The sequence below is a fragment of the Ohtaekwangia kribbensis genome, from assembly GCF_042676245.1.
Lineage (GTDB): Bacteria > Bacteroidota > Bacteroidia > Cytophagales > Cyclobacteriaceae > Ohtaekwangia > Ohtaekwangia kribbensis.
Genome location: NZ_JBHTKA010000002.1, coordinates 58,018 through 72,867 on the forward strand (window position 1 = coordinate 58,018; position 14,850 = coordinate 72,867).

The window sequence follows — 14,850 nt, forward strand, 5'->3', positions numbered from 1 at the left end:
ATTCATGAAATTAAAACTATTGATTTTCATGGGCTGTTTACTGCTTGCCTTCAGTACATCAGCTCAATATACATTTCCGGCATGTTGGACACCCTGGGGACCGAGTACAACCGGTGGTCATGCCGGTGGTACACAAGTATCGCACAAGAGTGGAAATTACCGCGCCAACTGGTATACCAATGCCGAGCCCGGCACCAATGGTGATTGGGTGCTGGTAAGTAAATGTGGTGATGGTGGTATCGGTCCGGATTATAGCGGTCCGCAACGCATCATCGGATATTTACCCTACTGGGTTCCTGATTTTAATTTTACAACATTCGATCCGGGAACCGTTAATCACATCAATATAGCCTTCAACCTGTTTAAGCAGAACAATAATAACTATAACAGCGCCAACTTTGCATCGATAGCGTGGGGCGAATTTCACAATCGAAAAGTGGATTCTATACTTTTTGACAATGGTGTGTTAAACCGTGCCCATGCAAAAGGTGTAACCGTGTCCGTTGCTATAGGAGGCGCTACCGACTTTGCTTTTCTCTGGTTGCTCACGCAATACTATAACAACGATGCCAAGCTGGAGGAGATGGCAAATTTCATTACGAACTACGTTAACACAAAAGGTATAGATGGTGTTGATCTCGACCTCGAATGCTGGTGGCCGGATGCAGCGATAGCCGGTACAACAGAACAAGGTGGTCGCGTGCGCGGAGATAAGTGGGGCGGTCCGGATCAGGGGCCACATCCTGCTGCTATAGGATTGACAAAACTCGCGCAGAAGCTTCGTCAGAAAATGCCCGGTAAACTTCTCTCAGCTGCTGTGTTTGCCACATCATACTATGGCAATAATTATGACGATGCACTGGCACAGCACCTCGACTGGCTTGGTCTGATGACATACGACTTTACCGGCTCGTGGAATACATCACCTATAGGACCACACGCTGCGCTCTATAAAGTTCCGCTTGGAACGTACCAGGGACAATCAGCAGACAACCCTATATATTCCGCTGAAGATGCATTGGAGTATTGGATGGGCATGGCACCAGCGGCCTGGAATCACGATGGAGGTTTTAATGTAGCGAAAGCCAAGCTTTGCGTCGGTGTTCCGTTCTATGGCTACGACCTGGCTACGCGCAAACCTAACAACGGCAACGGTTTTGTTGCTCCCAAATGGAAAGAGATTATAGCGGAGTTTCCCAATGCCGCCACCTCGTACGATCCGCTGGACACACGCCAGCTCGGAGGCTATATCAACGCCAACAACAAGAAATTATACTATGAGACACCGAAAGGTGCCGGAGAGAAAATAAAGTATACCAAGCGCTTTGGACACCAGGGTGTAATTATCTGGGAGCTTACCGGGGATGTTGCCTATACCAGCAGCAGCAGTTTACTAAAAGCGATCAACGATGCAGCCGGTACTGTTGTGAATCCTTCCCCGGTGGTAAGTATTACAAGTCCTGCGAACAACGCTGCCTATTCACCGGGTACGAACATTACGATTACGGCAAATGCTACGGATAATGGTTCTGTAACGAAGGTAGAATTTTTCCAGGGCAGCACCAAGCTCGGTGAAGATATATCATCGCCCTATAGCTATACCTGGAACAGTGTTGCTGCCGGTAGCTATATATTAACGGCAAAAGCAACCGACAACCTGAATGCAACCACAACATCGGCAGCGGTAAATATTACCGTCGGAAATGCATCGCCCGTAACATCTATTACTTCACCGGTGAACAATGCTACATTTACCACCGGAGCGAACATTACCATTCAGGCTACCGCTACAGACAATGATGGCACCGTAGCGAAGGTCGAGTTTTACCAGGGAACCACGAAGCTGGGCGAAGATACATCGTCACCGTATGCCTATACCTGGAACAATGTATCAGCCGGTAGTTATAGTTTAACAACGCGGGCAACCGATAATGCCGGTGCTATAGGAACTTCTGCAACTGTGAATATCACCGTGGGCAATGCAACACCATCCGCCAGTGTAACATCGCCTGCTGCCAATGCATCATACACTGCACCGGCCACTGTAAACATCACAGCCAACGCGTCTGACTCCGATGGTACGATTACCAAAGTTGAATTTTACCAGGGAACAACCAAGCTCGGTGAAGATACGTCATCACCGTATTCCTATACCTGGACCAACGTTGCTGCCGGATCGTATGCACTCGTAGCAAAGGCTACAGACAACGGTGAGGCTATTGGCACATCAGCAACCGTAAACATCACTGTAACAACAGGGGGTGATAATTGTGCTTCCATTCCGCAGTATGTTGAGAACGGAGGCTATGTAGCGGGTAGCATTGTGAAGAATGCCGGCAATCAATATGAATGTAAACCATTTCCGTATACAGGCTGGTGTAACGGTGCAGCATGGGCCTACGCACCCGGCACCGGTACTTATTGGACAGATGCATGGATATTGAAAGCCAGTTGCTCCGGAGCACGTGTAGCAAATGAGTATATAGCGGAAACTTCCCTGGAAGAATGGACTGAGCCGGATGGGCTTCATGCATATCCTAATCCGGCTGCCAGCGGTAGTGATGAGGGTATAACGTTACAGTTTGCAACTGCCCCGGGAGCTTTAGCGGTAAAACTGAAAGACATTCATGGTAAAGATGTAATAGTATATACTTCACCGGATGTAAAAAGTAAAACGGTAAAAGTAAACGTACCGGTATTACCACAAGGTATGTATATGTTGCATGTAAATAGCAGCCACAAATCGTGGACGCGGAAGTATGTGATTAAATAACATTTCTCCCCCGGATGGACAGAGAATGGATTGTTCTCTGTCCATTTTTTATGACTGTCTGTCGCACCGGTTGGATTGGGATATAGCGGCATTGTATCTATATTGTGGACTTTTAATATAATCCTGAACAAAGTCCATGAGCACACCAGTTGCCAAGCCTGTTACCATCGGCACACCGTTTACATCGTCTGCTGTAAAAGTTATGCTTCTTGGCTCGGGAGAGCTTGGTAAAGAAGTAGTTATCGAGTTTCAACGCTATGGTGTGGAAGTGATTGCAGTCGATCGTTACGACAACGCCCCGGCCATGCAGGTAGCACATCGTTCGTATACTATACCGATGCTGGATGGCACGGCTTTGCGCAGTGTTATTGAAAAAGAAAAGCCACACTATATTGTTCCCGAAGTAGAAGCGATTGCTACGGCTACACTTGTGGAACTGGAGGCTGAAGGATTCACGGTGATTCCTACAGCTACTGCTGCACGCCTTACCATGAATCGCGAAGGTATCCGTACACTCGCTGCCGAGAAACTGAACGTAAGAACATCGCCCTATAAATTTGCGGGTACCTATACCGAGTTTCAGCAGGCTATCCAAACCATTGGCTACCCGTGTGTGGTGAAACCCATCATGAGTTCTTCCGGAAAAGGACAGAGTGTTGTGAAGACAGAAGCCGATGTGGAGAATGCATGGCGTTATGCACAGGAGGGAAGTCGCAGTGGAAGTGGACAAGTGATCATAGAAGGATTTATTGATTTCGATTATGAGATCACGTTGCTTACCATTCGTCATCGCGAAGGCGTGTCTTTTTGTGATCCGATCGGACACCGGCAGGAACATGGCGACTACCAGGAGTCGTGGCAGCCACATCCCATGAACGAAAAGGCTTTAGCCGAGGCCCAGCGTATAGCCCACAGCGTTGTGAACGCGTTGGGCGGCTACGGTATATTTGGTATGGAATTCTTTGTAAAAGGAGATATAGTTTACTTCAGTGAAGTTTCTCCGCGGCCACATGACACGGGTATGGTCACGATGATTTCTCAGGATCTGTCGGAGTTCGCGTTGCATGTCCGCGCTATAGTAGGTTTACCGATTCCGGTGATCCGCCAACTCGGACCATCAGCGTCTTCTGTGATTTTAGTACGGGGCGATTCGTCCTCCATTTCATTTTCCGGATTTGAAAGTGCATTGGCTGAACCCGATACACAGCTTCGTCTTTTTGGTAAACCTGAAGTGAAAGGCGAGAGACGCATGGGTGTATGCCTGGCCCGGGCCAACTCCATCGAAGAGGCTCGCGCGAAAGCGAATCGCGCGGCAAATAGTATCCGCTATAGCCTGCAGTAGTTGTAGAATGAGGATTAATTCTCTTATCTTTAGTTACCTTTACCATTACTCTCCTGTCATGATTGACAATATCAAACTTGAACACTTCAGAAACCTCGTTTCGCTGATTACAGCCGATGGCAAAATTGAAGAAGTTGAACGCGTTGCACTCTTTAAGATAGCCTATACACTTGGTATACCTTTAGACCGTTTCAACCTCATGCTGGAACGTGGCCATGAGTATCGCTTTCTCATTCCTCAAAATAACCTCGAGCGCGAAAAGCAACTCGAAGACATGATCGAACTCGCCCTCGTTGACGGAGACTTTGCTCCAGCCGAAATAGAACTCATCACCATGGTAGGCGAGAAGCTTGGCTTTACACATGCCGAAATCACGCACATCATTCAAACGCATAGCGAAGCGCTGAAATAGCTACTGGCTACAGGTTTCTGGCTGCAAGCTTGATTGGCGTTCAGACGCGGTGGCCGCTGCTAAATATATAGCTGCGAGCTTTGAGCTGCGAGAGGAAAGGCCACAGACTATTGGCGTCCGGCTGCAAGCCTTGCTTGTGAACGTCACTAAATATATAGCTGCAAAATTAAGATATAGCTTCAACGTTAGAAACATTTCTCCTTGCCAAAATCATAGCCAAAAGATAATCAACTGGTAGCTGGCCACTGGCCTGGTAGCTTAATTTTTAGAACATGTTCTTAGTAGCAAACACCAAGTAAACGGTATTTCCTAAGCCAGGAACGCAACTAAAAGAAAACCTCATATCGCTGCAAAGTAATTAAAAGCTGTTAGCTTCTAGCTAGTTGTTTATCTACAGGCTATACTTCAGCTAATTAGCGCAGGCATTTTTTTCTCGCAGCTCGCAACTCCCAGCTCGCAGCTATATAATTAACAGTAGTCACGAGCACTCACCACTATCAAACTTGCAGCCTGAAGCCAGCAGCTTTTCCCTTCTCGCAGTTATTTCACCATTTGCGGTACGTTTTCCCCTCTTCATAGAGATTGCCTATCGTGCGATAAATAAAATCGCTTTGATCTATAGGCAGCAGATTGTCCACTTTTGAGGCGGTATAATTTTAAAAACAATCCTTAATCGGTCATTTTATGAACAAAAGAATTCTCCTTGTAACAGGAGGTTTACTGCTGGCGCTAGGCGTCAATGCCCAGCAACATTTAACAACCAATACCGGTGCTCCGGTTGGTGACAATCAAAACTCCAAGACTGTTGGACAAAATGGTCAGGTTCTGCTGGAAGATATTCATCTCATTGAAAAGCTTGCTGCATTTGATCGTGAACGTATTCCTGAACGCGTTGTACATGCCCGCGGTGCCGGTGCGTATGGCGAGTTCGTTGCGGCCGACAATTTTTCAACCGTAACACGTGCTGCTTTTCTGAATGAGAAAGGAAAGAAGACTCCGGTATTTGTACGCTTCTCAACGGTAGTACATGGTAATGGTTCTCCGGAAACACTTCGCGACCCCAGAGGCTTCGCTACCAAGTTCTATACCGATGAAGGTAATTATGACTTAGTGGGCAATAACCTGCCTGTATTTTTTATTCGCGATGCCATGAAGTTCCCGGATATGGTGCATGCGTTTAAGCCATCACCCATCTATAATAAACAGGATCCGAACCGGGTGTTTGATTTCTTTTCGCATGTACCGGAAGGAACCCACATGCTGACGCGTGTATACTCTGATCTCGGTATACCAGCCAACTATCGCGAGATGGACGGCTCCGGTGTACATGCATTCAAGTGGGTAAATGCGAAAGGCGAAGTGACCTACGTGAAATATACCTGGAAGAGTATGCAAGGTGTACGCACGCTTACAGCGGAAGAAGCTGCCAAGGTGCAGGCGCAGGATTTCCAGCACGCAACGGTAGACCTATACGAAAACATTAAAAAAGGAAATTATCCTTCGTGGGAATTGTATGTTCAGCAGTTGAAAGCTTCTGAATTTGAAAAGCTGGATTTCAACCCGCTTGATCCTACCAAAGTATGGCCCGAGCAGGTCGCTAAATTAACACTTGTGGGTAAGATGACATTGAATCGCGTGCCCGGTAATTTCTTTGACGAAGTAGAGCAATCTGCTTTTGCTCCGGGGACATTGGTGCCGGGTATAGAACCTTCGGAAGATAAACTTTTACAAGGTCGTCTCTTTTCATATTTCGATACGCAACGTCACCGTATAGGAGGGAACTTTCAACAGATACCGGTAAATGCTCCGAAAGTAGCTGTAACCTCCAACAACCAGGATGGAGCCTATAGCAACCGTCAGAAGAACTCGGATGTAAATTATCAGCCTTCGGTTACGAGCAGCAATTTACCGGACGACAGCCAGTATAAATATTCACAAAGTACATTTACCAATACGGCCAGTGTACAGCAGAAGATCAGCAAGCCGAATGACTTTAAACAGGCAGGAGAGTTTTACAGAAGTCTTTCTGAAAAAGACAAGACCAACCTGATCAAGAACCTCACGGGCGATCTCGCACAAGTACAAAATAAAGATGTAGTAAGAAAGATGGTCGGCTATTTCTACATGGCCGATGCGGACTATGGCAAGCGCCTGGCGGCATCTCTTAAGCTTACACGCGAAGAAGTAGAGAAACTTTTCAGATAAACACACTTTGATAAACGGCTGCCTGTAATCTATACCGGCAGGCAGCCCTTTACTATACCATGAACACGATCACTATACTGTCACTATCCTATAAACATGCCGTACTGGACGTACGCGCTGCCTTTCAATTCAACGAAGAAGAACGGAAGCAATGGTATACTGATTTGCATACTATACCCGGATTGAAAGGAGGCGTTGTACTCTCCACTTGCAACCGCACTGAATTTTACCTGGAGACAAGCGCTGAGTTTTCACCGAAGGAATTTATCCACGGGATGCAAGTACGTAAAGGCACCAATATACCCTGGCATTTATTCGAAGTTATTACAACACCGCATGACAGTGCACGCTATAGCATGGAAGTTGCCAATGGACTACACTCGATGGTGATGGGCGATAAACAGATCATTGCGCAGGTCAAGACCGCATACCGTGAAAGTATGGAGGCCGGAAAAATCACCACATTACTGGAGCGTTTATTCCAGACTGTGTTCAGAAGTTACAAGCGTATTCACAATGAGACATCGCTGCATACGGGTTCTACATCCATCAGTTTCATTGCCGTCAGGAAGATCCGGAAGGTAATTCAACGTCCGGCTGAGTATGTTTCAATCCTGTTGATCGGTGCGGGCGAGATTGCTGCTGACTTTATGAAGTATGCTACAGCCAAAGGTTATCCCGTAACGATAACAAACCGCACAGCCGAACGTGCCCACGCACTGGCTACACGCTTTCATTGCAATACCATTCCGTTCGATCGCTTTCAGGAGAACCTGTATGCGTTTGATGTTGTTGTGTCGTGTGCATCTCTGAAAGGTATAATTACCGGTGACCAATTGCAGCCGGAACAGGCACCTGTGCTCATTGATCTCACCACCTATAAAAGTATTGATCTGCAACAACCGGAAGACTATACGTTTTTCTCACTGGATGATCTCGGCAAAGAGCGCGACCTGCACGACACGTTGCAGGCACAAGCCGTGGCACCGGCCCGACAAATTATAGAAGAAGAGAAGGCGGTCTTCGTACAATGGCTAGCATCACGACATAAGACACGATCAGTCCTGCAAACTGTTTAGCGGAGTTGATCTCAATATATACTTTACAATGAAGACTATGAATAAAAAGGCTATACTGCTGGTGAACCTGGGCTCGCCATTATCGCCAAAGGTTGGTGATGTGAGAAGATACCTTCGGCAGTTTTTGATGGATGGAAGAGTGATCAATAAATCCTATCTCTTCCGATGGATGCTGGTTAACCTGGTCATCGCTCCATTCAGGTCCCGTAAATCCGCGAAAGCGTATCGTGCTATATGGAGTGGAAATTCATTCCCGTTGATTCGCACAGGGCACGAGGTGGCTGCTAAATTGCAGTTGGCACTGGGCGATGAATACGAGGTATACCTGGCCATGCGCTATCAGCAGCCTTCTATTGAAAGTATATTGACTGAAATCCAAAGCAAAGGATTTTCCTCTATAAAAGTAATTCCGTTGTTCCCGCAATATGCTTCGGCTACGAGTGGCTCTGTTGTGCAGGAAGTAATGCGTATTGTCAGTCGCTGGGCGGTAATACCGAAGATTACATTTGTTGATAAGTTCTATGACGCTCCGCTGTTTTCTAAAGCTTTTACATCCATCGCGAAGAGCCATACAAATATAGCAACGTACGATGCCTTTATATTCAGCTATCACGGTATTCCCAAGAGTCAGTTGGGAGCGGGTACACGCGATCATGTTTGTCTCAATACCTTGTGTGAGTACTGCGAGCGTATCACGGCCGACAATGAATATTGCTACCGCGCTCAATGTGTCCGCACCACACAACGGATAGCCCGCGCGTTGCGACTTCCGGTTGCACGCGCCGTCACCAGCTTCCAGTCACGGTTGGGGCGCGAGGAGTGGACAGGCCCTTATACACACGATGTTATTGACGCATTCGGAATGCAAGGCAAGAAAAAGATACTGGTATTTTCTCCGGCCTTTGTAGCAGATTGCCTTGAGACAACTATTGAGATTGGTGAAGAGTATAAAGATATGTTTCATCAGCAATACGGAGGAACGCTTGATCTTGTCCCATCGCTCAATACAAACCCCGTATGGATACAACTGCTGCGCGAACTGGCGATTGATGCAGCTATACCGACATCTGCTGCCGGATCTAAAATCGTCCCTTTAACAAAACTGGATATTTCCCTGAATTAATATATATGATATTCCGCATCACAATTCTTATACTTCTTGCGTCAACATTGGGAAAAAGCCAGGATATATTTTCGGCAGCCCGTAATAATGATGTGAAGTTACTGCAGCACTATATAAATCAGCGTACATCCGTTGATACAACCGACCAGCGTGGTTCAACGCCATTGATCATCGCTGTCTATAATCACCAGGCAGATGCAGCCCGAATACTATTAGAAGCAAAGGCCAACCCGAACAAACAAGACCTAATGGGTAACACTGCGCTGATGGGTATATGTTTTCGCGGGTATACGGACATGGCCGCATTACTCATTCAAAATCACACGGATGTTAACCAGGTAAATTACAACGGTGCTTCTGCGCTTATTTTTGCTGCGACCTTTGGTCACACTGAAATTGTAAAACTCCTGTTGAAAGCCGGAGCGAACAAAGCTTTAACGGACAATACCGGTAAGACTGCACTGCAACATGCTCAACTTCAACAGAACGAAGCGGTTATAGCGTTGCTGCAATAGTAAAGATTTGCAGGAGGATACCGATGCATTGGCTATATTCGTGCCGACATTTTAGTCTGTATCAAGCGAACTTCATCAATCATTCCTGCATTCATGACAAAACGCTCACGGGAAAAAACAGAGACACCGGTATATTGTCTGGATACATTTAGTGAGAAAGCAAAGGAAAATGCTTTTTACATTGAGACACTCAAAGGTCACCTCAAGCAACATCCATTCATCAGCAAACCGCATCGTCATGATTTCTACCTGGTGCTATATATTACGCAGGGGAGTGGTGAACATACGATAGACTTTGTTACCTACCCGGTTGCTCCCAACAGTTTCTTCCTGATGACTCCTGGCCAGGTGCATTCGTGGAAGCTCAGTGCCGATGCAGATGGTTTTATACTCTTCTTTACATCCGAGTTTTATCAGCTTGACAAGAGTGAAAAACATTTGCTGGGTTTTCCGTTCTTTCAATCGCTTAACACCGATGCGCATCTTCAGCTCAAAACAAATGCAGAGCCGATGATCGATGTAATTATCCGTGAGATGTTGCGTGACTATACATCAACCGAGTCGCTAAACCTGCAACTCTTTCGCAGTTACCTCGATATCATTTTACTCAAGCTGACAAATCATTATCCGCAGCGAAACAAGAGTGTTGCATCCTCTACTAGCACCTATAAACTTCGCATGCTGGGCGAGCTCATCGATCAGCATTACAGTGAACACAAACAACCGCATGTATATGCTTCGCTGATGAATTTGTCAGCATCGTACCTGAACAATTTATGCAAGCAGATGTTGGGAAAAACGTTGAGCGATCTCATCCAGGAACGGATTGTCCTCGAAGCAAAACGGTTCTTTGCCTATTCGGATCTCACCATCAGCCAGGTGTCTGATAAACTCAATTTCAGCGAGCCATCGTACTTTATCCGGTTCTTTAAAAAGCAAACGGGTGTTACACCCGAACAATTTCGCGAGCAGATAAATCGTGCTATATAAACGCTGTTTTGTACGCTAACTTTTCCGTTTCTGAAAGCGTTTTTTACAGTGAATAACAACTTGAACTATGGTAGGGAAGGGAACAAAACTGTATAGCGTGCTGCATCAGAAATGCCCGCGTTGCCACGAAGGCGATATGTTTTCGCATAGTGTATGGAGTCCTAAATTTTCAGCCATGCACAAGAATTGCCCGGTGTGTGGTTTCGATTTTATACAAGAGCCATCGTATTACTTCGGTGCCATGTATTTCAGCTATGCCTTCCAGGTAGCCGTTTTCGTTCTGGTATACCTGGTGCTGCGTTATACGTACGATCCGGATACCTGGACGTATGTAATTTTTATGATACTGGGTGCGGTGCTGATACTGCCCATCAATTTCCGCATGTCGCGTTCCGCATGGATCAATCTCTTTGTGTCGTATCGCCCGGATGCAGACAGACACTTGGCCGAAAAAATCTGAAATCAGGAAGGTAAACTCTTCGATTGTCAATCCTGTGTATTACTTTTAACATCTGGTTAAAAACGGATGGAAAAGGAGCACAGATACCTATGAAGATTTTACTCATTGATGATGAACAACTTGATGTATTTATAGCCCAGAAACTGCTGAGCCTGGAGTTTGATACGACCGGCATTGCTTCGTACGGACAAGCACTCCAGTGGGCAAAAGAAAATCACTTTGATGTTGTTCTGATCGATTACTATCTGGAAGATGGTAAGCTGGGTAAAGATATGCTTCGCGAGCTGCTCGCTATAAAAGGAAAAGCGTTCAAACCATATTTACTGACCAACTATGTGGACGGACAGGAATATGAAGGTCTGAAGCGAGATGGCTTCCTGGCCATCATTGAAAAACCGCTTACGCTGGAGAAGTTCAAACAACAATTACAATTATCCTAGATATATACTGGTATAGATGCGGCAACACACGTGTGGAAACAGGTGTGTTGCCTGCATGTTAGTTCTGTATGCTCTTAAGCGGACTCTCGATATAGGTAACATCCGGTTCGCGTGCCGGTATATGTACAGGCGATAACTCCATATCGTTCAACAGCAGAGCATCCGGTACAATGAATGAGACAAGTCCGTTGCTTCCTACGTCACTGGTATATACGCGTTGTTGTTTACTGATGCCAGCAATACGTTTCAGGTTTTTTAACGCAACCGAGCTCAGTCGTACTCTGCGCATCAACTCTTCTTTCCCGGTAGTAAGATCCACTTTATAGAATTGTGAAACACCCTGAACGGACTCTGAGCTTTCTCTCACAATGATTGCGAAGTCAAGTCCTTCCTTGCGTGCTGTCTCAATCAATGCCTGCTTGAGTGCTTGTTGTGATATACCTTTATCGCTCACAACCTCCAGTACCCCCGGACCGTTGGCATGGCCGGTAGCGGTTTGTCCGGGACGTGATATAAAGCGATCGTTCATCAGATTCTTTAATGTACCTTTCTCTACCAGCACAAGCTGATCGGCCGGCACTACACCTTCTTCATCAATGTTATAAGAACCAAGCAAGGCTTCGCCATTGAATTTATGAAGCGGAGCACGCGCATATATACTGATACTATTGTCCAGAACGATTTTGCCGATGCGGTTATCCATCGTATTACCTGCATCCGGGCGATTTTCATTTATATTCGGAATGTTGTCTGTGGCCATCAATCCATCGCGGGAAGTCAGGAATATATTGGAGAATATCTGCGCAGTGGCGGCACCTATAAATAACACCGGACCAGTGTAGTCATCCTCCAGTGTAATTTCATCTCCGCTTTTCAATAAGCGTTCGGCTATAGACTTTGCTTCGGCCTGTACTTTTTCGATAGGCGGAAGATCATCGGGTGCGTTTACCTGGTAACCTATATTATCGAATGCTGAATCACCATTCTTGTTTTTAGCTTCGATACGGCAGTGCAGCGTGGCCCGGGTAAACGGAATCACAACGGTAGTGCCTTCGCTGTTCACAAAGTACTGTGTGCCTTGCGAAATGTTGATCGATACCTTGGATGATTTGAGATCCGGGTAAGCCGTAAAGACTGCTGATAGCTGCCGGCAGTAATTGTCCCATTTAGCTTTATCGAGTGAATAGGACTTGATCGCTTCGATCTTCTTCACTACCGGAACTTTCGCTAGTTCACGGTGTGGTACATCGGCTATCTTTTTATCTTTTTCCTTTAGCGTTGCCTGATGTTTTTTATACTGTTCTGCTGCGCCTTTATATACAGCATCGGTAGTAGCCCAGAGCGCGCGTCTTATACCATTGTAGTCATCGTCAGTAGGCAGAGCAACTTCGGCAGAGTTCTTCTCATTGTACGAATTGTTATTCAGACTCTCATCGTTAAACTCATAATTACCCACGAGTATACGCACAGACTTATCGCGATTCTTATACTCACCCGACTGTACCAATGCACCGAGTATGGCATATGCGCCATAATTGGTAACATCTGCTATACCATAACTGATAAAGAACGGAGCTTCATGGCCTTCGTATTTCAGTTCCGTCATGCTTCGCTTCAGTTCATCCTGCATGGCCCGCAGGATCACCGGCTCATTGCTTTGAGCACGTACGGAAATGGTGATCCCCAGTACAAGTATATAGCTATATAATAATGTCTTCTGTAGCATGATGTAAAGATTAAGGATTGGAAGAACCCGGGCGCTCCAGCAACGTAGAGTCTACATGCTCTTTCGGCTTCTTCTGCGTTTCAATTCGTCTGACAAAAAGTGATGGCGATGCTGCACTTACCGGTACACTGCCGGACTCCGCTCCGCAGAAACCTATAAATATATCGCGATCATTCGCAGCGGCTTGTATCTCTGCAAACATGGCGAGTGGTGTACCGATCAGGTCAACTCCGCGCACCAGTTCATCCGGACGCCCATCGGTATAGATGCGGTATACTTCAGTCGGGAAGATATTGAACGCATTCGGATTATACCGGTCCGTAATGGTGAACCCGCCCACCACATCTTTAAACAGGTAGCCGTATGATTTTCCCTGGCGGTTACACTCCTTGATAAGCATTTTGCGCAGATCACTCATGGACACCGGCTTCACAGCTTCCACAATCAGGTTGGATTGACGGGATACCGGGGAAGCGCCAACAGAAGCTCGTCCGTGTCCATTGGAATGAGCGAAGTTCTCCAGCGGAGTACGCGACATCAGGAAGTTCTTTAATATACCTTTCTCTACAACGGTAACGCGCTGGCTTTTTATACCTTCATCATCATAAAGGAATCCGCCATTCACCGGTTTACCGTCCACCGTGTTAACTGTAGGATCAAAGTATACATTCAGTGTTTTGGGCAATACACTTTCACCAACCTTGGCTTTGAAAGTCTGTCCGTCAAATTCATTCCGCAGGCGATGTCCTTCAATGCGATGTCCAAAGATTTCATGGAAGAATACACCGGCAGTCTGCGCCAGTAAAATTGCCGGACCGCTATACGGTTCCGCCAGCGGAGCGTTCTGCAGTTTCTTTAAAGTTGAGATCATACGCTCTACATCCGCCAGAATTTTTTCATCGGCAGGCAAGGCATCGGGTACTGCGGCATAGTAGGAGAGGTGAAGCGGAACGATATCACCATCGGTAGCACGTATGCTCGCTGTTATGTTCAGGTATGCTGCCGTATTGTTTTGTGTTATGTGTGTTCCTTCGCTCGAGATAAAATACTTGCGCTCGGTAACTATATTGAGACTTACATCGCCATCAATCAGATCTTTATTCTGAAGGAAAGGTGCCGAGTACTTCTTTACCTTCTGTTGCCAGAGCGATTCGTTGAAGATCGCGGCAAGCGGTTTGGCAGGAGGTTCCGTAAAGGATGCAGGCTGTTCTTGCGAAAAGTCTGGTACAGTGGAAGCTTTATTGCCTGGCTGCTCCGAAGCCGTCTTCACCGCTTTGTAAGCCTCCAACGCCTGCTTGTATTCCGTCTGCGTGGCTGTCCATATACTATAACGGATAGCGATGGGGTTGTTTTCATAGGGAAGCATGGTGCGCCCGAAGCCGCCATAGCCGGCACTATAATTCATCTCACCCGGTTCGGGCGGATGCGTATTGTCAAGTTTGTAATCGCCAACCTTTACACGCGTCATGAGTATACGGTTACGATTGGTAACAGAATGAATGAGGCTTCCGAATGTAGCGCGCAGACTGGCATAGTGTGCATCATGGACACGATAGTCTATATAGTATGCCGGAGTTGCTGCTTTCTTCAGCTCTTGCATACTGCGAGTGAGTTCTGTTTCCAGGATACTCATCAGCGAATCCTGCTGTGCTCTTAACGGAAGTGCGAGAAGTAACAACAACAGGCTTGCGAAAATCCGTCTGGCGGATAAGCCTATAAATCGATCCACAGGTCTCAAAAAGTTTACGGTTAGAATTATACTGAGGGAGAGACTTTTAACCGTTG

12 protein-coding genes are annotated in these 14,850 nt (G+C 46.4%); 10 read left to right on the plus strand and 2 right to left on the minus strand.

Annotated features, from left to right (window positions below; genetic code table 11):
• Nucleotides 1-4: 4 nt before the first annotated feature.
• The 10 genes from ACFQ21_RS09785 to ACFQ21_RS09830 all read left to right on the plus strand — a co-directional run bounded on the left by ACFQ21_RS09785 (nucleotide 5) and on the right by ACFQ21_RS09830 (nucleotide 11,339).
• Nucleotides 5-2,773 (plus strand): Ig-like domain-containing protein, encoded by a 2,769-nt coding sequence (locus tag ACFQ21_RS09785; protein ID WP_377578415.1) that lies wholly within the window; start codon nucleotides 5-7, stop codon nucleotides 2,771-2,773.
• Nucleotides 2,774-2,909: 136 nt separating this feature from the next.
• Entirely contained in the window at nucleotides 2,910-4,115 is a 1,206-nt protein-coding gene (gene purT / locus ACFQ21_RS09790) for a formate-dependent phosphoribosylglycinamide formyltransferase (protein ID WP_377578417.1), read from the plus strand.
• Between the two features lie 58 nt (nucleotides 4,116-4,173).
• Nucleotides 4,174-4,527, plus strand: a complete 354-nt coding sequence (locus ACFQ21_RS09795) for a TerB family tellurite resistance protein (protein ID WP_377578419.1) — start codon at nucleotides 4,174-4,176, stop codon at nucleotides 4,525-4,527.
• 684 nt (nucleotides 4,528-5,211) lie between these two features.
• Entirely contained in the window at nucleotides 5,212-6,732 is a 1,521-nt protein-coding gene (locus tag ACFQ21_RS09800) for a catalase (RefSeq protein ID WP_377578421.1), read from the plus strand.
• Nucleotides 6,733-6,791: 59 nt separating this feature from the next.
• Nucleotides 6,792-7,811 (plus strand): glutamyl-tRNA reductase, encoded by a 1,020-nt coding sequence (locus tag ACFQ21_RS09805; RefSeq protein WP_377578423.1) that lies wholly within the window; start codon nucleotides 6,792-6,794, stop codon nucleotides 7,809-7,811.
• A gap of 37 nt (nucleotides 7,812-7,848) precedes the next feature.
• Complete coding sequence (gene hemH / locus ACFQ21_RS09810) at nucleotides 7,849-8,934, plus strand: ferrochelatase (protein ID WP_377578425.1); 1,086 nt, start codon at nucleotides 7,849-7,851, stop codon at nucleotides 8,932-8,934.
• 5 nt (nucleotides 8,935-8,939) lie between these two features.
• A complete protein-coding gene (locus ACFQ21_RS09815) occupies nucleotides 8,940-9,449 on the plus strand; it encodes an ankyrin repeat domain-containing protein (RefSeq protein WP_377578427.1) in 510 nt (169 codons plus the stop codon).
• 93 nt (nucleotides 9,450-9,542) lie between these two features.
• Nucleotides 9,543-10,439 carry a helix-turn-helix transcriptional regulator gene (locus ACFQ21_RS09820; RefSeq protein ID WP_377578429.1) on the plus strand — a complete coding sequence of 299 codons (897 nt, stop codon included), beginning with the start codon at nucleotides 9,543-9,545 and terminating at the stop codon, nucleotides 10,437-10,439.
• 67 nt (nucleotides 10,440-10,506) lie between these two features.
• Nucleotides 10,507-10,899, plus strand: coding sequence for a DUF983 domain-containing protein (locus tag ACFQ21_RS09825; protein ID WP_377578431.1), 393 nt, complete (start codon nucleotides 10,507-10,509; stop codon nucleotides 10,897-10,899).
• Nucleotides 10,900-10,988: 89 nt separating this feature from the next.
• Nucleotides 10,989-11,339 (plus strand): response regulator, encoded by a 351-nt coding sequence (locus ACFQ21_RS09830; protein ID WP_377578433.1) that lies wholly within the window; start codon nucleotides 10,989-10,991, stop codon nucleotides 11,337-11,339.
• A 58-nt stretch (nucleotides 11,340-11,397) separates the two neighbouring features.
• Here the strand turns inward: ACFQ21_RS09830 and ACFQ21_RS09835 are convergent, their stop codons facing one another.
• Both ACFQ21_RS09835 and ACFQ21_RS09840 read right to left on the minus strand, forming a co-directional pair.
• Nucleotides 11,398-13,065: a metallopeptidase TldD-related protein gene (locus ACFQ21_RS09835; RefSeq protein WP_377578435.1), complete on the minus strand. Its 1,668-nt coding sequence runs from the start codon at nucleotides 13,063-13,065 to the stop codon at nucleotides 11,398-11,400.
• 10 nt (nucleotides 13,066-13,075) lie between these two features.
• A complete protein-coding gene (locus ACFQ21_RS09840) occupies nucleotides 13,076-14,794 on the minus strand; it encodes a metallopeptidase TldD-related protein (RefSeq protein ID WP_377578437.1) in 1,719 nt (572 codons plus the stop codon).
• Nucleotides 14,795-14,850 lie beyond the last annotated feature (56 nt).

What these genes read in the sequence shown, in the direction of transcription:
- ACFQ21_RS09785 (WP_377578415.1), top strand. Translation starts at nt 5, where the DNA reads ATGAAATTAAAACTATTGATTTTCATGGGCTGTTTACTGCTTGCCTTC.
- purT (WP_377578417.1), top strand. Translation starts at nt 2,910, where the DNA reads ATGAGCACACCAGTTGCCAAGCCTGTTACCATCGGCACACCGTTTACA.
- ACFQ21_RS09795 (WP_377578419.1), top strand. Translation starts at nt 4,174, where the DNA reads ATGATTGACAATATCAAACTTGAACACTTCAGAAACCTCGTTTCGCTG.
- ACFQ21_RS09800 (WP_377578421.1), top strand. Translation starts at nt 5,212, where the DNA reads ATGAACAAAAGAATTCTCCTTGTAACAGGAGGTTTACTGCTGGCGCTA.
- ACFQ21_RS09805 (WP_377578423.1), top strand. Translation starts at nt 6,792, where the DNA reads ATGAACACGATCACTATACTGTCACTATCCTATAAACATGCCGTACTG.
- hemH (WP_377578425.1), top strand. Translation starts at nt 7,849, where the DNA reads ATGAATAAAAAGGCTATACTGCTGGTGAACCTGGGCTCGCCATTATCG.
- ACFQ21_RS09815 (WP_377578427.1), top strand. Translation starts at nt 8,940, where the DNA reads ATGATATTCCGCATCACAATTCTTATACTTCTTGCGTCAACATTGGGA.
- ACFQ21_RS09820 (WP_377578429.1), top strand. Translation starts at nt 9,543, where the DNA reads ATGACAAAACGCTCACGGGAAAAAACAGAGACACCGGTATATTGTCTG.
- ACFQ21_RS09825 (WP_377578431.1), top strand. Translation starts at nt 10,507, where the DNA reads ATGGTAGGGAAGGGAACAAAACTGTATAGCGTGCTGCATCAGAAATGC.
- ACFQ21_RS09830 (WP_377578433.1), top strand. Translation starts at nt 10,989, where the DNA reads ATGAAGATTTTACTCATTGATGATGAACAACTTGATGTATTTATAGCC.
- ACFQ21_RS09835 (WP_377578435.1), bottom strand. Translation starts at nt 13,065, where the DNA reads ATGCTACAGAAGACATTATTATATAGCTATATACTTGTACTGGGGATC.